This window comes from Paenarthrobacter sp. TYUT067 (assembly GCF_023656375.1).
Lineage (GTDB): Bacteria > Actinomycetota > Actinomycetes > Actinomycetales > Micrococcaceae > Arthrobacter.
This window is the reverse complement of the sequence record NZ_JAMOIT010000005.1, coordinates 1-16,606: the sequence shown is the minus strand read 5'-3', so window position 1 is coordinate 16,606 and position 16,606 is coordinate 1. Positions and strand designations below refer to the sequence as shown.

Below are 16,606 nucleotides of genomic sequence, written 5' to 3'. Positions count from 1 at the left end.
ACCTAGGGAAACATTTCGTCACGAAGGCGTCATTGGCCTTGTTGCTGAGGGCATCTTGTGCAGGTTCTTATTGTGGCGCTCTGGCCCTTTTCGTGACGTTTTTTTGGGGACTTTTTATGGGCTGCGATGCCGGCCCTGCGAATTAGTAGCATCCTCTCAAGTCTTGCTTTCCGGTCCCGGAGGAGCCGTTTTGGGGGGATGTGGTGACGATCAGCTGGGATATTGACCCTGCCGGTACGCGGGCTGTGCTGGCTACCGCGGATGCGGACGGGCAGAACCAAGCTGCCGCACGGTTGGGCGCCTCGCTCGATGGCGCAGGCACTGTGGTGGGCGGTGGTCTGGTGGGCAAGGCCCTTCATGAGCACGCCGAGATCTCCGTGCTCCCCCACCTCACAGCCATCGCCGGACGGTCCAACCGCATCATCGAAGGCGCAGCGGTCGCGTTGACGGCTTATGTACGGGCCGACGCCGACATGGCGCGACAGGCGCAGGCCTCGGCATCCACCCTGGCAGCCGACGGGTCAGGGTTGGGTCGTGTCTCGGGGCTCGACGGCGGCGGCTCGCTGTCGTGGGGCGGTCGCCGTTCGCCCGAGCGCGGCTGAGTACGGCATGGCAGACAACTTTGGCAGGTGTATCGCCCCGCAGGGCGGCGTCCCGGGCCTGGACTTAGCGGCGTTGCCGATGGTCCCGGATCCCGCCGCACTCGATTTGGCGGCAAAGGACCTACACGCCGCAGGAGCCGGACTCCGGGATGCTGTCACCACAACCGCAACGAACTGGAACGTTCTGGCCGTCCCGTTCCACACCCCGGAACTCCCTGACCTCCTGGCCGCTTTCACCCCGGTGAGAGTCATGGCCGGCACAGTCAACGACGGCACGTCCGTGGCCGCCGCGGCTTTGTCCGAATTTGCCACTGCCTGCCAAGCCGTGAAGACCCTGTCCGGGAATCTCACGGAGGACGCCTCGAAGCTCAGTAGTCGCATCGACCTCAAAGGTGATGACTGGGGGACCGTCCCGGCGATCGTGGACGAACAGCACCGGCTCCTCGCCGAACTCAACAAGATCAAAGCCCGGTTCGCAGAAGCCGAGCAGGACTGCGCGAACAAGATCCGCGGAGTGTACGGCGGAACCCGCTACGTCAGCGCCACCAGGGAGCAACTTAATTGAACGATTTTGCGGAAGCCAGAGAATTGGAGAGAACCATTGCGGAAGGACTCTGGGCTGTCCCCAGGACATCCAGTGGGATTCCTTTGTGTATATTCGCGCCGATATTGGAAGCAGAGCGAGCTCAAACGCAAAGGCCTACCTAACCGATCACGAGGTGAAACGCGTGCACGTGAACGATAACGTTCTCATTGCAGCCCGGACACTCAGGGAAGTCATGTACAAACCGGGCAAGGGAACATGGATTTCCATGACCCTGAAGATCACACCGAAAGGCGACGGCTGGGAAGCGGACTACAACTACACCGAGAAGCCCGTATGGGAACTCGGAGACCCAGTCGACGACACCTACGCCCAGGAGCTCTACCTTTTCCCCCGCCACGAGGAACACATCCCCGACTGGTTCAAGGAGAAAATAAAGAACTCCACCTGGACCCCGGAGACTGATTAGATCTCCAGCCTCCCGCCCGCACCCTAGAAATTCCCCTTCCCCGAGGCGAAAGTCACACCCATTTGGAGACCCAGACTCCCGCAAACGCACGGTCTACTCGGCGGCGCAAAAGGAGTAACGCATGTCGGAGCAGCTTTCCAATCCGGAATGGACGAAGGAAAACGACGCTCGGAGTCAGGTCCTGGCCGATCGACTTTTGGACCTGGGACCTCGGAACTCGAAATGGGACAGCATCAGACTGGACATATCGGCGACCGGATCAAAGCAATGTTGCATCGTACGGCTCTGCGTTGAAGACAAGGAAGTGGGCCGCATTGAGCCGGACGGGGCAGTTCGTGCTGCCGCACTGAGAATCCGCGAACACATGAGCCAGCCTGACCACGGAACGTGGCTGTCGATGCAGTTTGAGGTTTGGGCGGATGGAAGCGGGAAGTCGTCCATCTACAACCACTCGAAGAAGCCCTCTTGGGAGTCCGAAGAACCGGGAACCGCAGATTACGCCGACGAATTACGGATCTTCCCCCGGGATGACGAGCACATCCCCGACTGGTTCAGGGACGAACTCAAGGGCATCAAGACCCCTTCCCAAGAAGAACTGGACAATGCACGCCGGGAAGCCCATGACCGCGTTCTTGAGCAGACAGCCGAGGCCCTGGATGCGCTGTGGTCGGAAGTCGGTACTCTTGACCCGATTCTTTATACGCACATACTGAATCCAGTCTTCTTCGGCGGCCCCAGGTGGCCCGGCCTTCGGCAAGCTTTCCAGAAAATTGACAATGTCGGGCGTGTATCGGTCGTTGCGTCCGACGGGCTCTCCGACCCCTGACTGGAAGGCAATTCCCCCATTGGCGACGGTCTCGAGGTGTATCTGGCCAGCACCGGCCTCGTCGGCAAAGACATTCTCAACCTTGATAAGGTCTGGCAGTTCAAACTGCTCTACATGGCTGCGCAGGTATGTGCAGATAACCCGGGCATTATCGCCGCGCTGAGGCACTACGAGGCCCTGATTCTGCACAACATTGTGCCAGCAAGAACTCCCCGGCGGTGGCTCAACGCGGCCGGCAAAGCCGATCTCATCATGGGCATCAATCATCCGCGCATACCGTCAGTAGTCAACACCCCAAATGGTGATGTGGCCTTGGTCGGCGTTGCCCTGCTGCACCCTAAAGAGACGGCCTACATCAGTCAAGGAGGGGCAGAAGCCCGCTCGGAAGTCGCCGACAAACTGCGGCAGTTACCCCCCGAACTACTCAACAACCCTCGCCGCAAACCTGTCGTCAGCGGCTAGCCACCACTGCGTCATACCGTTCCAGCGCGATCTCTGCCAACACAGGAGAAGGCAGCAAAGGTGCCGCCACAACGTCCGCGCCCGCTTTGGCCAACTGGTCGTGGAAATAGCCGGTTGCCAGCAGGTATGAGGCAATGAAAACCCTGCCTGTCCCACCGTCTGCGGCGAGTTCGGCACGCAAGGAGGCGACGCCGTCGGGCACTGTTGGCTGGGCACTGGCGCCATAGGCGACGCGCACTTTGTTCGGCAGCAGCTCGCCGAGCAGCCTCCCCTGCTCTTCCGAGTCAACCGAGCCGTCCGGAAGGGACGATCCAGCGGCGGCCAGCAGCACGCCGTCGTTCTCAGTCAGCCCGGCCGCACGCAGATGGTTGGCCAACAGCTCTGCCAGCCGAGGGTCCGGACCCAGGGGCCTGGCGGCAATTACCTCAGGGCGGCTCTTGATGGCTTTGGGCACGTCCACTTTGATGTGGAAGCCGGTAGAGAGCAAAAGCGGTACGACGACGGCGGCAGTCCCCTCCGGCAGGCCCTCCACCACGCCGCCCAGCTCCGGTTCCTGAACGTCAACGTACGCCTCAACAACACGCAAACCGGGGCGGAGAGTTTCAATGTCTGCCATCACGCGCCGGATGGCAGCCTGGCCTTCGGCGTTGCGGGTTCCATGGGCGCAAGCGATCAAAACGGGGCTGTTCATGGGAGCTAGCGTAACGTTGAGCCAGCACCTGTTGTTAAGCGCGTTAAGAAAGAACCCGTCCACTTGATTTCCTTTGACATTGTTCTTCTTTGGCTTGACCTCATCGGCGTGTTCTTTTTTGCTGTGTCAGGCTCGTTGTTGGCGGCCCGGAAGCAGTTCGACTTCGTGGGCTCCATACTTCTCGCGTCCATCGCGGCACTGGGCGGTGGCGTAATCCGTGACATCGTGATCAACGCCGGTCCCCCTATCGCTTTCACCAACCCCGCGTACCTGGCCCCGCCGTTGTTGGCTGCGCTGCTGGTTTACTACTTGTTTTCCTCCGTGCAGCGCTTCACCTCTCTGCTGACCCTGTTCGACGCCGGCGGGCTGGCCTTGTTCTGCATCACGGGCACGCTGAAGGCAATCGGCGCGGGCATGAATCCGGTGGCTGCGATCCTGCTGGGGGTCACCACTGCCGTGGGCGGAGGCCTGCTCCGTGACATCACCGCGAACGAAATCCCTACCCTGTTCAACAACCGCGACATCTATGCGCTGCCGGCCTTCGCGGGTGCCGGCTTGACCACCTTGTTGTGGAACCTTGGCCTGTTCAATGGGGTTACCGCTTGTGTCATCGCTGGCGTTGTTTTCGCTTTCCGGGTGACCGCGTGGCGGCGCAGTTGGTATGTGCCGTTGGCTGTGCGCGGATGGCATCGAGCAGCCACCGGTGGGGGCGCAATTTCGGGCCCCCGGGATTAGCTAGGATAAGAGCATGACTGACATGTTCCTCGAGAAGTTCCGCGCGCTGGTCCCAAAGTATCTCGAGGATGAATGGCAGGAAGAAGACGGCCTCACGCCGGCCGAGCTGGACGACGCCCTGGCCGATCACTCCTTCACCATCCCGCTGGTTCTGCGCGAGTTCTACCTTGCTATCGGCGGCTGCGAGGACCTCATGGAGGCTTACCACTACTTCTGGGACCCTGAGGAACTCGAAGTTGATGACGAAGGCTTCCTCATGTTCCTCGAAGACGAGGACGAGCAATTCACGTGGGGCTTCCGCACCGCGGATCTCAGCATCCCGGACCCCATCGTCTGGCGCCGCAATAACGCCCGCGGCCAGTGGAAGAGCGAAGAAGGTACGTTCTCCGAGTTCGTGTTCGACATGTTCGAGTGGGCATTCAACGACGACGAAGACTAAGTTTGAAGTTTTCGAGCAGCCTCTTCTCACCCATTCCGGGTTGGGAAGGGGCTGTTTTGTTTCCCCTCCCCAAACCGCCACCACCCACTTTGAGCCAACTCCAACGGCGACACACCTTCGGAGGGCGTTGTTGGGGCATTTCGGAGTCAAAGTTGGTGGTGGCGGTACACCTCTCGCGAAGGATTACGACGGCGGGCGGCCGGCTATGTATCGGAACGGGCCGAAACGGCCGGCTTCCCTATTGAGCAGGACTGTCAGGACTTCGGCGACCATTCTCTCCGGATGGTGTACGACGTCCACGTAGTAATAGTGGAGCGTCAAAAGGCCTCCCCGGATGCCCGCGTTGTTCCTGTATTGGTCCTTCTTGACCTGTTTTCCCTCAAGGTGAGTCCCGCCGTCGAGTTCTACAATCAGGCATTCATTGACCATACAGTCCACTTCTCCCACGCCTGGTACGTCCACATGCATACGGACTCGGAGACCTGCCCGGGTGAAGTGTGTATGGGCCAGCACCTCCAAGAGGGAGTCGGCACGAGGGAGAACCAAACCCAAGATCTCGCGGACCTTGCCATTCCGGTTGCCGGGTAGCTTCGATCTCAGGAAATCCGTAGACAGGAGTGCTTGGCTAACTGCGCTCTGCACCATGACCAGTCCTTCAAGTTCCGGTAGGCACCTGAGGGAGTGGATCAGGACATCGGCTACCCCTGCAACTGGTAGATACGAGTGTGCCGGGTGTAGGCAGGCTCCGTGGTGTACTACACCACGTCTCGCCTGGCCCGTACTGCAGCTCAAATGGAGAGAGCCGGGGTCGCCAAGGGTCCAAAGCCGATAGAAGCGAGCTGCTGAAACGCAGGTAAGTAAGCCATCGGCTCGAAAGGCGGCAACGACGTCGGGGTCCGCTTTTCTGGACGTGTAGACGCCACGATGAAGGCGGGTCACTCGGCCGTCCCTGACTGCATTCGCGAGCACGCGGCGAGTAAAGCCTGCGGTCAGCAGGGTCCGAGTGGTCGCTGCTCCGTGGCGGCTGTGGAGGAAGTTCTCGATGTTCATAAGGCCATGCTGACTTCGGCGGAGAGCCTGCAGTTGTTGAGAAGTTCCTTATGTGGACAACTCTCGCGGGCCGCCACCACCTACTTTGAGGGCTCGAAGGCTGCGACACACCCCGCAGTAGGCGTGTCCCGGGTTTCCCAGGATCAAAGTAGGTGGTGGAGGACCAACGCCGTCCTGTAAATCACGCTGCGTGAACGAAAAAACCGTTGACCTGGAAAGTTGCATATGTGACAGGATTGTCATAAGCTTTTCACGGATCCACTAAATGCCTCCGGTGGGTCTGATGCGAACGGAGATTGTGGTCCCGGTTCGGTGCAGCGTATGACTCGTAACGTTGCAACGAACCGGGGCCATTCCTTCTTAAACCAGGGGCTGCGCCGAAACGGCTGTGCGGCCACCACTTACTTTGAAGCCAAGAAAGCCGGACTTGCCGTAAAACGAGGGCCATGCAGTCCTCATTACACCCAAAGTAGGTGGCAGCGGTACACGGGCAGCCAACAAAACAGGCGCCCAGCCCCTTAAGGGCCGGACGCCTGCCGCAAGCAAAGAGAAACCTAGCTACTGCGGTCCACCACAGCATGGGCGAAGTTGGTCAGCGACGCCTTCACGACGCCCTCCGGCAGCGGGTCCAGAGCCGCAACGGCCTCGGCGGACCACTGGCGGGCGATCTTCCAGGACTCGTTGGTGACCGGGTGCTCGCGCAGGCCAGCAACGGCTTCAGCCAAAGCCGCGTCGGAAGACAGATCGCCGTCGATCAGTTCAAGGAGGGCAGTAGCGGAGGCATCCCCTGCACCAGCATCCCGGCGAAGCAGCAGGACAGGCAAAGTGGGAACACCTTCGCGGAGGTCAGTGCCCGGGGACTTACCGGACTTGACCTTCACACCGGTGACATCAATGACGTCGTCGGCAAGCTGGAAAGCCACACCAACTTTCTCGCCGTATTCCACCAGCAGGTCCTCGTAGGACTCATCGGCGCCGGCGAAGATCGCTCCGAGCTGGCCGGACGCTGCCACCAGTGAGCCGGTCTTGTCTGCGATGACGGACAGGTAGTGCTCCACGGGATCTTCGTCTTCGCGCGGGCCCACGGTTTCGTGGAGCTGGCCGAGGCACAAGCGCTCGAAGGTCCGCGCTTGGATGCCCAACGCGCGGGAACCGAGCTCGGACACCAGGATGGAGGCACGGGCAAAGATGAGGTCACCGGTGAGGATGGCGACGGAGTTGCCCCATACTTCGTGGGCCGTGGGAGCACCGCGGCGGAAGGGTGCGGAGTCCATGACGTCGTCGTGGTACAGCGTGGCGAGGTGTGTCAGTTCCACCACAACAGCGGCCTGAACAACCTCGGGGCGGGAAGCATCGCCAAGGTGAGCGCACAGCAGGGTCAACAGCGGACGAATGCGCTTGCCGCCGGCTTCCACCAGGTGGCGCGACGTCGCGTCAGCCAGGGGGTCCGAGTTGGAAATGGCTTCGCGGAGCTTTTTCTCAACCCGTGCAAGGTTGGTGGTGATGGCCGGTCCGAGCTCGGCATCGCCGGCAATGGCGGCGAATCCGGCGGGCAGCTGGAGTCCCGTTGCTATTGCGGTGGTGTTGGGAGCAGGCTCAACGGCCTGCGGCAAGCCGTGCCCGGCATGAGTCCAGCTGTGTTCGGCAGAGTTCGTCACGGGTTAACCCTAACTAGTTGTTGCGGAAACCGCGGTGTTGGAGCCTGCCGGCGTAAGGGCGCGGGCAGGCGAAGTGTTGGAGGTGGCCGGAACCAGCATTTCGAGGACCCGGATAACCCGGTCTTCGAAGCCCTTCGCGGACGGATCCGTGAGGTTCGCGAGCATTCGAACCACAAAGCGCATGAGCACAGGAATGGGCATACCCGTGCGCAGTGCCAGCTTCATCACGGCGGGCTTCCCGATCAGGGAGGCAAACATGCGGCCCAGTGTGAAGTGTGAACCCCACTGGTCCCGCACATAGTCCGCGTACCGCGAAAGGTGAGCATCGGCGTCGTGCGTTGTCCAACCGGCGGAAGCCGAGCGCGACGACGCGTCAATCAGGAACTCAGCCGCGAACCGGGCCGACTCCATGGCGTAGGAAATGCCCTCTCCGTTGAACGGGGACACCATTCCGCCGGCGTCACCCAACAGGAGAAGCCCGGGTGAGTAGTGCGGGGTGCGGTTGAAGCCCATGGGCAGCGCGGCACCGCGGATCTCCCCCACCTGGTTTTCCGGTGTGAAGCCCCAATCGGACGGCATGCCGGCGGTCCATTCGCGCAGGACCTGCTTGTAGTCGAGTTTGCCGAATTCCTTGGACGAGTTCAGTATCCCCAGGCCCACGTTGGAGGTTCCGTCGCCAACCCCGAACACCCAACCGTATCCGGGCAGCGGTTTACCGGACTTGCCGGGGAGTTCCAGCCAGCCCTCCATCCAGTCATCGTCATGCCTGGGCGAAGTGAAATAGGTGCGCACTGCGACGCCCAGCGGACGGTCGTCGCGTTTGTGCATACCCAACGACACCGCAGTTCGCGTTGAGTTGCCGTCCGCGGCGAGGACGACGTCGGCGTGGAAGTCGCGCGTTTCGCCCGTCTTGCGTCCGGACTCGTCAAGGATGGAAGCCTGGACGCCGATCACGCGGCCGTCTTCTGCGGTCAACGCGGAGGTGACGCTGTGGCGTTCAAGCACGACGGCGCCCGCGGACTCGGCGTGGCGGGCCAGGTCCTCGTCAAAACCGAGTCGGGTCCGGATCAGGCCGTAGGTGGGGAAGTCGGCAACCTCGGGCCACGGCAATTCGATGGTGCGGCCACCGGCAATAAGGCGAAGGCCCTTGTTCCGGCGCCAACCCTCCGAGACAGCATGGGGCAGCCCAAGCTTCTGGATCTCGCGGACCGCGCGTGGAGTGAGCCCATCGCCGCAGACTTTTTCACGGGGAAAAGAGGTCTTTTCCAGCACCGTGACATCGATGCCCTGCTGGGCGAGGTAATACGCGGCGGTGGACCCGGCAGGGCCCGCGCCAACAATCAGTACTTTCACGACGTCCTAATCAACGGGCTGTGCTGGTTAGCCGGCCTGGTGGCGCGGCTTGATCTGGCGGCGGAGCTTGGCCACGGGAACACTTTCGCGGTGATCGGCGGGCTTCTGCGCACGGTGCACGGCAACAATGCCGCCGCTGAGGTTCCGGTAAGTTACGTCCGTCCAGCCGGCGTCGCTGAGCCACTGGGCCAGGTGGTCCTGGTCCGGCCAGGCGCGGATGGATTCGGCGAGGTACACGTAGGCGTCCGGGTTGGAGGAGACCTTGGTGGCGATGGCCGGAAGCGCACGCATCAGGTACTCGGTGTAGAGGTTGCGCCACAAGGGAACCACGGGGTGCGAGAACTCGGCGATGACCAGCCGCCCGCCAGGCTTGGTGACGCGCAGCATCTCTTCAAGAGCCTTGCGCGGTTCCACCACGTTGCGGAGGCCGAAGGAGATGGTGGAGGCATCGAAGCTGTTGTCAGCGAACGGCAGGTTAGTGGCGTCGCCGGCAATGAAGTCGATGTCCGGGCGGCGGCGCTTGCCTACTTTGAGCATGCCCAGGGAAAAGTCGCAGGCCACAACGTCCACGCCTGCGTCGGCGTAGGGTTCGCTGGATGTTCCCGTTCCGGCGGCGAGGTCCAGGACCTTCTGGCCTTTTTTCACATCCATGGCGTCCACCACGATCCGGCGCCAACGCCGGGTCTGTCCCATGGACAGGACATCATTGACGACGTCGTATTTTGGGGCGACATCATCAAACATCGTCGCAACTTCGTCCGGACGCTTTTCCAAGGATGCTCGGTTCACCCTGTAATTGTCTCAGACATTCAACCGACTTTGCTGCGCTGTAGAAGTCGGCTCAGATTCTGGCTGGGCACGGGAGTACTGTTGTTCCATCATGACGAGCACGCTCCGCACCTTGACAGTCCCCCTGAATGTTGAATCATCCTCCGGGGGGCTGCCGTCGTTTCTGGTGCGGGACGACGTCCTGTGCTGGTCCCGCAGGGAGGCCGGCCTGGTTGGCTATGGCGAGTTAACCCGCTTCAACGCCACAGGCCCCGAGCGGTTCTTGGAGGCCGACATCTGGTGGCGGCACCTCATTATTGAGGCGGAAATCACGGATCTTGTGGAGGTCCCGGGCACTGGTCCGGTGGCTTTTGGATCGTTCGCTTTCTCCAAAACCTCACCCCACGTTTCCCGCTTGATCCTTCCCGAACTCGTGATTGGAATCCGCGACGGCAGCGCGTGGGCCACCCAGTTGACGTTCGACGACGGCCCCCTCACCGAGGCCGGTGTCCTCGCCTCCGTGGACCGCTGGCTTACTCAGCCGGAGCCCAACGGCGACGCTCCAGCCACCGGAGGGCCCGACGTCGGACTCTCACCGGACGCTGTTGCGGCGAACGGTTCGGCTGGTCATCTCAGCCGCGGTTCCCTGAGCGAGGCCGCTTGGATGGAGGCCGTTTCCAACGGCGTGGAGGAAATCCGCGCCGGAAAGTTGGAGAAGCTGGTGTTGGCGCGCGACGTCGTGGCTAACCTTCCTGAGGGCGTCAACGCCGCTGAGGTTCTTCGTCAGCTCGCGGCGAGGTACCGCGAATGCTGGACGTACGGCGTCGACGGACTGGTGGGTGCTACTCCGGAGATGCTGATTCAGGTGGAGGGCCGCACAGCGCAGGCCCGCGTGCTGGCTGGAACCTTGGATCGCCGCGATGCGGACGGCATGGACGGCTCCCCCATGGAGTACGCCGAGCGGGTCCTGGCCGGTTCGGAAAAACAGCGCCACGAACACGAGATCGCCATTGATTCACTGACGCGGCAGCTTGCGCCGTTCTCCGAAGCAATGAATTCCCATAGCGAGCCTTTTATTCTGGAGCTGCCCAATGTGTGGCATCTGGCCTCGGACGTGAAGGCGGAGCTGGCTGACATCGAGGGACACGTTCCTACCTGCCTGGCCCTGATCAACGCCCTGCATCCCACAGCGGCGGTCTGCGGAACGCCCACATTGGTAGCCGGTGCCCTGATCCGCAAACTGGAGCATTTGGACCGCGGCCCTTACGCCGGCCCCGTAGGTTGGCTGGACGCTGCCGGGAATGGTGAATGGGGCATCGCACTCCGTGGCGCTGTGATTGAGGACGCCAATACCGTGCGCCTGTATGCGGGCTGCGGGATCGTGGAAGGCTCCGTGCCGGAGGCCGAACTGGCCGAAACGTGGGCCAAATTCCGGCCGATGCTGGAAGCCCTGGGCATCAAGCGCTGAATCTGGGATTTCAGACACCATCACTTCTGCAGTGGTTGATTAGTGCGTAAACTTGTTATCCAATAGTGAAACTTCGTTTCCTGTGATGCACATCTCACGTTCGGCGCTACACTAAAACCGACTCAGTTCAGCATCCACTGCAACAAAAGGTAAACAACATGCAGATCTCCCGTTCGGTTCTGTCCGGCACCAAGATTGCCGCCGTGCTCGCCGCCGGCGCCCTGGCCCTCACCGCCTGCGGTGGTTCCTCCACCCCGGCTGCGTCCTCGGACTCCGGCCTTAAGCTCATCAACGCCGGCAAGCTGACCGTTTGCTCGGACGTGCCTTACGAGCCCTTCGAATTCCAGAAGGACGGCAAGATCGTTGGCTTCGATATGGACATCGCGGCCGAAATTGCCAAGGACACCAAGACCGAACTCAATGTGGTGGACAGCTCCTTCGAAGCAATCGAGACCGGCACCGCCCTGACCGGTTGCGACGTCTCCATTTCCTCGATCTCCATCACGGACGTCCGCAAGAGCGTCATGGACTTCTCCACCCCGTACCTGGACGACGACCTGACCCTCGTGGCCACGTCCTCCTCCGGCATCAACAACATTGACGGCGCCAAGGGCAAGAAGGTGGGCGTCCAGCAGGCAACCACCGGCGCCCAGTACGCCAAGGACAAGGGCATCGACGCACAGCAGTTCGAGGATTCCGGCCTCCTGGTCCAGGCCCTCAAGGCCGGAACCATTGACGCCGCAATCGGCAACCAGTCCGTTCTGGGCTACGCCATCAAGGACGACTCCAACCTCAAGCGCGTTGAAGACTACGCCACGGGCGAGAAGCTTGGCATTGCCATCAAGAAGGGCAACACCGCCATGGCCGACGCCGTGAACTCCACCCTGAAGCGCATCACCGATGACGGTTCCCTGAAGAAGTTCGAGACCACCTGGTTCGGCGAAGCCACCAAGTAGTCCGAGCCCCGGCTCCCGAGATCCACGCAGGCGGGCCCCGAAACCATATGTTGTTTCGGGGCCCCACCTGCGCAACACGAATGTGAGAACACCATGGCAATGACTGCACGTCAACGCGCCAAAGTCAGTCTGTACGTCCAGGCCGGAATCTTCGTAGTGGCCGTGGTCGCAGTGATCCTTGCTGTGGACTGGAAGACCATTGGTACCAGCGTCTTCAACTTCGCCAAGATCGGGCCGATGTTCCCGGACATCTTCCTGGTGGGCCTCAAGAACACCCTCATTTACACGGCACTAGCTTTCATAGTGGGCTTGTCCGGCGGCCTTCTGCTTGCCCTGATGAAGCTCTCCTCCTTCCCTCTGTACCGCTGGCTGGCCACCGGCTACATCGAGTTTTTCCGCGGCGTTCCCGCCCTGCTGGTCTTCATCGCGTTCGGCTACGGCGTTCCGCTGGCGTTCGGCGTGCAGTGGGACGTCAACATCGTGGTCATGGTTTCGTTGGGCATGGTGGCCTCGGCCTATATCGCTGAAACACTCCGCGCCGGCCTTCAGGCTGTGCCCAAGGGCCAGATGGAAGCAGCCCGCTCACTGGGCATGCCGCACTGGCGGGCCATGATCTCAATCGTCATCCCCCAGGCATTCAAAATCGTCCTGCCGCCGCTGACCAACGAGATCATCCTGCTCACCAAGGACTCCTCGCTGATCTACGTTCTGGGTCTCACCGCGTCCCAGTACGAGCTCACCAAGTTTGGCCGTGACGGCATCTCCAGCCTCGGCGCCGGCCTCACGCCGCTGCTCGTAGCCGGTGCTTTCTACCTGGTCATCACCATCCCGTTGAGCCTCCTGGCACGGAAGTTCGAAAGCCGCTCCGCGCGGACTAAGCGATAGGCAGGACAGTCATGAATAACTCCACTGGGAGCACGGCCACCGTTCAAGCCGCCGGCGTAAACATCAAGGATCTGCGCAAGTCCTACGGCAGCAACGAGGTCCTCAAAGGCATCTCGCTGACCGTTGAACCAGGCCAGGTTGTTTGCCTGATTGGGCCTTCGGGTTCGGGTAAATCCACCCTCCTGCGCTGCGTCAACCTGCTCGAACAGCCCAACGGCGGCACCATCAACGTGGGTGAGTTCGAGGCAACAGACCCGGACGTGGACCTCAACAGGATGCGCCGGAACGTTGGGATGGTGTTCCAGCACTTCAACCTGTTCCCGCACCTGAGCGTGCTGGACAACTGCACCATCTCGCAGGTGAAGGTCCTCAAACGGTCCAAGTCCGAGGCTGGCGACGTAGCGCGCCACAACCTCGAGCGCGTCGGCCTGGGTCACCTTGCCGACCGTTTCCCGGACCAGCTCTCCGGTGGCCAGCAGCAGCGTGTGGCCATTGCCCGGGCCCTCTCCATGGACCCGCAGCTCATGCTTTTCGATGAGCCCACGTCAGCCCTGGACCCGGAAACAGTGGGCGACGTCCTGGCCGTCATGCGCAAGCTGGCCCAGGAAGGCATGACCATGCTGGTGGTCACCCACGAGATGGGCTTCGCCCGCGAAGTGGCAGACCGCGTGGTGTTCATGGACGCCGGCGTCGTGGTGGAAGAAGGGCCGGCGGAGAACGTCATCAGTGCTCCCACCCAGCCGCGCACCAAGGAATTCCTGCGCCGCGTCCTCGATCCCACGCACATTGACGTGGTGGAGGACTAACCCCGCGCATAGTCGTTAGCACCACCCAACCGGGAGGGCGACACCCACATTTGGGTGTCGCCCTCCCGTTTTGCGTCACCGTCGAATTGTGGGTGTCTGTCCCTAGTGAAGTACGACGGCGGGCGGCGCACCCCTTCGCGCTCGGCGCACCACTCCTTCACCCGCGGCGCACCCCTTCGCGCCATTCGCACCAGCGGTTACGGGTGCGATCGGCGGTAACGGTAGCGAGGTGGGGCGGAGCGGGTTAGCCCGCCGTCAGGACTTGGCCCACCGCAGCCGATATGGCTTCTTTGATCCGCGCATGGAGTGCCCTCAAACCCGCCCGGTCCACGCGCACCTCCACTATGGTGCGGCCCTTCACAGGCGACTTGAGGGCCGCGGCGAGTTCCGCCGTCGTGGTTACTGCTTGGTGTCCGACGCCGTAAGCCGCCGCGAGTGCCGCAATGTCCACTGAGTGCGGGGTAGCGAAAAGGCGCTCGACGGCGGTGCCGTAGGCTCCCGAATCCTCCACAGCACCGTGTTCGAGAAGGCCGAAAATGGCGCCGCCGGAGTCGTTGAGCACCACGATCCTGAGATCCGGCGCGGGTTCTCCGTGGCCGAGGAGGAGTCCCCCGGCATCGTGAAGGAAGGTGACATCGCCAAGCAGGACCGTGGTTTCACGGCCGCTGCCCAGGGCAATTCCGGTGGCTGTGGCGATGGTTCCATCGATGCCGGCGAGGCCGCGGTTGGCGTGAACCGTAGCGATGGGTTCGGGGTGAGGTGCTCCCGCGAGGTCGACGTCGCGGATGCCGCTGGAAGAACCCAGCACCAACTGTCCGCGGGAGTGCTCCCAGACGGTAGCGCCAACCGAGGGACCGGTTGCAAGGCTCTCCCCCGCGAGCACGCCGTCGAGGCCATGCTGGGCGGCCGCGCTGGCGAGCAGCCAGGAATCGAGCCATTCGGCAGACCCACGTCCGGCAAAGTCGGCGAGCTCGGGAAGAGTTTCGATGGGTGTTTCGCGGCGCCGCCCTGCTTCATACCAGGCAACCGGGACGGGCTGGTAGATGGCGGATTCAACAGATTCACGCGCCAGCAGGGCAGCCACAGGACGGGAGAGCGTTGCCCGTCCGAACAGGACAACGCGTTCGATCGGCGTGGGTGAATCCGGACCAAAGTGGGCCAGCAAGACCCGGTAAGGTCCAATAGCGTTCGGCCCGAAGCGTGCGTTGGACGAAGGTTCCGCCAACAGTGGCAGACCGTGGGCGCGGGCAAAGGCTTCAGCTACGGGGCCGGCGTCATGCCCGGCAAGGACCACGGTTCGTCTTTCGGCGAGTTGCCGGGAAGCTGCCGGAAGATCCAGTGCCTGCGGACCGGCGTCGTAATGGAACACCCCGCGACCGGCGGTCTCGGGAAGAGCGTCGCCTGCGTCCGGAACCAGCGGATCCCGGAACGCGAGGTTCACCTGGACAGGGCCGGGCGGGGTGTCTTCAAGGGCCCCCGTGGCGGCGTAAAGTGCTGTGGCAACCGCCTTTTGAGGGTGATCACCTGCCGGGACGTCGACGGCGAATCTCACGTGATCGCCGAAAAGGTCCAGTTGGGTGGTGGTTTGGTTCGCCCCGGTGCCGTGAAGTTCTTGGGGACGGTCAGCTGAAATCACCACCACGGGGACAGCCGAATGATTGGCTTCCATGACCGAGGGCAGGAGGTTGCCGACCGCCGTCCCGGAGGTTGTCACCACCGCCACGGGAGCCTCTGTGGAGAGGGCAAGGCCCAGCGCGGTGAACCCTGCATCCCGCTCATCGATGCGGACGTGGATCCGAACCCGGCCTTCAGCTTCAGCTTCCGCGAGCGCGTAGGCCATGGGCGCCGAACGCGAACCAGGCGCCACCACCACGTGCCGCACACCGCCGTCGAGCAGTGCCGTAACGGCGATCCGGGCGGCGCCAATGGATGTCAGAGAGTCCTGGGAAGTCACCGTTCCAGTCTATTGGGGCGTCCGGACCCAAACGCTCGCTCACATCCCGAGCCCTCCCGGCCAACCATCGCTCACATCCCGAGCCCTCCCGGCCAACCGTCTCTCACATCCCGAGCCCTCCCGGCCAACCATCTCTCACATCGGTCAGGTTAGGGTTCCTTAACGTCAAGGACTATCTCGTTGTGGCGGAGGAACCAAGGTTTGAAAGGTGGGTCGAAGCGCGCGAACCTGGGCGAACCGATGGGAGTTAGATCAGCCAGTTGAAGAGCCTCCATCAGCGCTACAGTATGGCGTTGAAAGGCCGCGGCTGAGCCATTGCCTGTGAATCGTGCTACTGCAGATAACGCCCCCGGTACCTCACGGATTTTGACCCTGGGCTCTTCAGGTTTTGGAGCAGTCTCTGCTGTCAGTACTGCTGGCAGGACGAAAGCAACAACGTAGTCATCATCTGCAGCCCCAGAGATCGGTCCGCTTTGCAAGACCGGCGCCGTCATGACCAGTTCCTCCGACGTTCCGCTTTCTTGAATGACAGGCGCGGTCATGGACAGCTTCTGCCTGCTGGTGTTGTTGCCGCTGATGTAGTTGAACAGGTAACGGAAGGCCTCGTTCCCGGCGCGATCGAACGCCGCGTGGACTTGCACCTCCGCGAGGACATGCGCGGGGTAGCGACGAAGCTCGAAGTGCGGATACTGCTGGACCAGATCGTACGGCTGCTGTTCAGTCATGGTCCAACCGACCCTACGCCGCCGCGGCACTAGCCGCCAGAGAGCAGTGGGATGTGAGAGAAGGTCCCTCCGCAAGCAGTGGGATGTGTGCGGTCGTCAAGTTTTTGAGACAGGTCTCGTTGTTGTTTTTGGTTAGGCGGCCAGGGGTTGCTGGGCGCGGGTTTGGTAGTTGGTGTGGGCTTTGGCTGGTGGTATGCCGCCGGCTCGGCGGTTGG

At 62.1% G+C, this 16,606-nt stretch carries 18 protein-coding genes and 1 pseudogene; 11 read left to right on the top strand and 8 right to left on the bottom strand.

The features are described from left to right. The first annotated feature begins 203 nt into the window (after positions 1 to 203). From MOD31_RS05595 to MOD31_RS05575, 5 genes are all read left to right on the top strand, one after another. The gene (locus tag MOD31_RS05595; protein ID WP_250820080.1) at positions 204 to 602 is read left to right on the top strand and encodes a DUF6507 family protein; all 399 of its coding nucleotides are present in this window, start codon (positions 204 to 206) and stop codon (positions 600 to 602) included. A 7-nt stretch (positions 603 to 609) separates the two neighbouring features. Next, positions 610 to 1,167: a hypothetical protein gene (locus MOD31_RS05590; RefSeq protein WP_250820079.1), complete on the top strand. Its 558-nt coding sequence runs from the start codon at positions 610 to 612 to the stop codon at positions 1,165 to 1,167. 163 nt (positions 1,168 to 1,330) lie between these two features. Beyond that, a complete protein-coding gene (locus MOD31_RS05585) occupies positions 1,331 to 1,615 on the top strand; it encodes a hypothetical protein (protein WP_250820078.1) in 285 nt (94 codons plus the stop codon). Positions 1,616 to 1,736: 121 nt separating this feature from the next. Then, positions 1,737 to 2,441: a hypothetical protein gene (locus MOD31_RS05580; protein ID WP_250820077.1), complete on the top strand. Its 705-nt coding sequence runs from the start codon at positions 1,737 to 1,739 to the stop codon at positions 2,439 to 2,441. A 36-nt stretch (positions 2,442 to 2,477) separates the two neighbouring features. After that, positions 2,478 to 2,903 carry a hypothetical protein gene (locus MOD31_RS05575; protein WP_250820076.1) on the top strand — a complete coding sequence of 142 codons (426 nt, stop codon included), beginning with the start codon at positions 2,478 to 2,480 and terminating at the stop codon, positions 2,901 to 2,903. Here the strand turns inward: MOD31_RS05575 and MOD31_RS05570 are convergent. Continuing rightward, entirely contained in the window at positions 2,893 to 3,657 is a 765-nt protein-coding gene (locus MOD31_RS05570; RefSeq protein ID WP_250820075.1) for a sirohydrochlorin chelatase, read from the bottom strand. The genes MOD31_RS05575 and MOD31_RS05570 overlap by 11 nt on opposite strands. Between MOD31_RS05570 and MOD31_RS05565 the strand changes: the two genes are divergently transcribed. Next, positions 3,658 to 4,329 carry a trimeric intracellular cation channel family protein gene (locus MOD31_RS05565; RefSeq protein ID WP_024817735.1) on the top strand — a complete coding sequence of 224 codons (672 nt, stop codon included), beginning with the start codon at positions 3,658 to 3,660 and terminating at the stop codon, positions 4,327 to 4,329. It abuts the gene before it with no gap. 13 nt (positions 4,330 to 4,342) lie between these two features. Next, entirely contained in the window at positions 4,343 to 4,768 is a 426-nt protein-coding gene (locus MOD31_RS05560; RefSeq protein WP_062073394.1) for a hypothetical protein, read from the top strand. A gap of 183 nt (positions 4,769 to 4,951) precedes the next feature. On the opposite strand, the gene MOD31_RS22055 is transcribed toward MOD31_RS05560, so the two are convergent. The 5 genes and pseudogenes from MOD31_RS22055 to MOD31_RS05540 all read right to left on the bottom strand — a co-directional run bounded on the left by MOD31_RS22055 (position 4,952) and on the right by MOD31_RS05540 (position 9,618). After that, on the bottom strand, positions 4,952 to 5,413 hold the full coding sequence (locus MOD31_RS22055) for a DUF559 domain-containing protein (protein ID WP_308196354.1): 462 nt from the start codon (positions 5,411 to 5,413) through the stop codon (positions 4,952 to 4,954). Between the two features lie 324 nt (positions 5,414 to 5,737). Then, a pseudogene (locus MOD31_RS22050) lies at positions 5,738 to 5,818 on the bottom strand (hypothetical protein); the annotation flags it as partial. Between the two features lie 554 nt (positions 5,819 to 6,372). Beyond that, a complete protein-coding gene (locus MOD31_RS05550) occupies positions 6,373 to 7,476 on the bottom strand; it encodes a polyprenyl synthetase family protein (RefSeq protein ID WP_250820073.1) in 1,104 nt (367 codons plus the stop codon). A 9-nt stretch (positions 7,477 to 7,485) separates the two neighbouring features. Then, positions 7,486 to 8,829, bottom strand: a complete 1,344-nt coding sequence (locus MOD31_RS05545) for a geranylgeranyl reductase family protein (RefSeq protein WP_166839778.1) — start codon at positions 8,827 to 8,829, stop codon at positions 7,486 to 7,488. A gap of 27 nt (positions 8,830 to 8,856) precedes the next feature. Next, entirely contained in the window at positions 8,857 to 9,618 is a 762-nt protein-coding gene (locus MOD31_RS05540; RefSeq protein ID WP_142938243.1) for a demethylmenaquinone methyltransferase, read from the bottom strand. 91 nt (positions 9,619 to 9,709) lie between these two features. Between MOD31_RS05540 and MOD31_RS05535 the strand changes: the two genes are divergently transcribed. From MOD31_RS05535 to MOD31_RS05520, 4 genes are all read left to right on the top strand, one after another. Beyond that, complete coding sequence (locus MOD31_RS05535; protein ID WP_223940708.1) at positions 9,710 to 11,065, top strand: isochorismate synthase MenF; 1,356 nt, start codon at positions 9,710 to 9,712, stop codon at positions 11,063 to 11,065. Between the two features lie 158 nt (positions 11,066 to 11,223). Beyond that, a complete protein-coding gene (locus MOD31_RS05530) occupies positions 11,224 to 12,021 on the top strand; it encodes an ABC transporter substrate-binding protein (protein ID WP_250820072.1) in 798 nt (265 codons plus the stop codon). A 93-nt stretch (positions 12,022 to 12,114) separates the two neighbouring features. After that, entirely contained in the window at positions 12,115 to 12,906 is a 792-nt protein-coding gene (locus MOD31_RS05525; protein ID WP_142938240.1) for an amino acid ABC transporter permease, read from the top strand. An 11-nt stretch (positions 12,907 to 12,917) separates the two neighbouring features. Continuing rightward, on the top strand, positions 12,918 to 13,712 hold the full coding sequence (locus tag MOD31_RS05520) for an amino acid ABC transporter ATP-binding protein (protein WP_142938239.1): 795 nt from the start codon (positions 12,918 to 12,920) through the stop codon (positions 13,710 to 13,712). 244 nt (positions 13,713 to 13,956) lie between these two features. On the opposite strand, the gene menD is transcribed toward MOD31_RS05520, so the two are convergent. Together menD and MOD31_RS05510 are read right to left on the bottom strand one after the other, a co-directional pair. Next, entirely contained in the window at positions 13,957 to 15,666 is a 1,710-nt protein-coding gene (menD, locus tag MOD31_RS05515; protein ID WP_250820071.1) for a 2-succinyl-5-enolpyruvyl-6-hydroxy-3-cyclohexene-1-carboxylic-acid synthase, read from the bottom strand. A 149-nt stretch (positions 15,667 to 15,815) separates the two neighbouring features. Next, positions 15,816 to 16,391: a heme-binding protein gene (locus MOD31_RS05510; RefSeq protein WP_250820070.1), complete on the bottom strand. Its 576-nt coding sequence runs from the start codon at positions 16,389 to 16,391 to the stop codon at positions 15,816 to 15,818. Positions 16,392 to 16,606: the final 215 nt, after the last annotated feature.

What these genes read in the sequence shown, in the direction of transcription:
- MOD31_RS05590 (WP_250820079.1), top strand. Translation starts at nt 610, where the DNA reads ATGGCAGACAACTTTGGCAGGTGTATCGCCCCGCAGGGCGGCGTCCCG.
- MOD31_RS05580 (WP_250820077.1), top strand. Translation starts at nt 1,737, where the DNA reads ATGTCGGAGCAGCTTTCCAATCCGGAATGGACGAAGGAAAACGACGCT.
- MOD31_RS05560 (WP_062073394.1), top strand. Translation starts at nt 4,343, where the DNA reads ATGACTGACATGTTCCTCGAGAAGTTCCGCGCGCTGGTCCCAAAGTAT.
- MOD31_RS22055 (WP_308196354.1), bottom strand. Translation starts at nt 5,413, where the DNA reads ATGGTGCAGAGCGCAGTTAGCCAAGCACTCCTGTCTACGGATTTCCTG.
- MOD31_RS05535 (WP_223940708.1), top strand. Translation starts at nt 9,710, where the DNA reads ATGACGAGCACGCTCCGCACCTTGACAGTCCCCCTGAATGTTGAATCA.
- MOD31_RS05530 (WP_250820072.1), top strand. Translation starts at nt 11,224, where the DNA reads ATGCAGATCTCCCGTTCGGTTCTGTCCGGCACCAAGATTGCCGCCGTG.
- MOD31_RS05525 (WP_142938240.1), top strand. Translation starts at nt 12,115, where the DNA reads ATGGCAATGACTGCACGTCAACGCGCCAAAGTCAGTCTGTACGTCCAG.
- MOD31_RS05520 (WP_142938239.1), top strand. Translation starts at nt 12,918, where the DNA reads ATGAATAACTCCACTGGGAGCACGGCCACCGTTCAAGCCGCCGGCGTA.
- MOD31_RS05510 (WP_250820070.1), bottom strand. Translation starts at nt 16,391, where the DNA reads ATGACTGAACAGCAGCCGTACGATCTGGTCCAGCAGTATCCGCACTTC.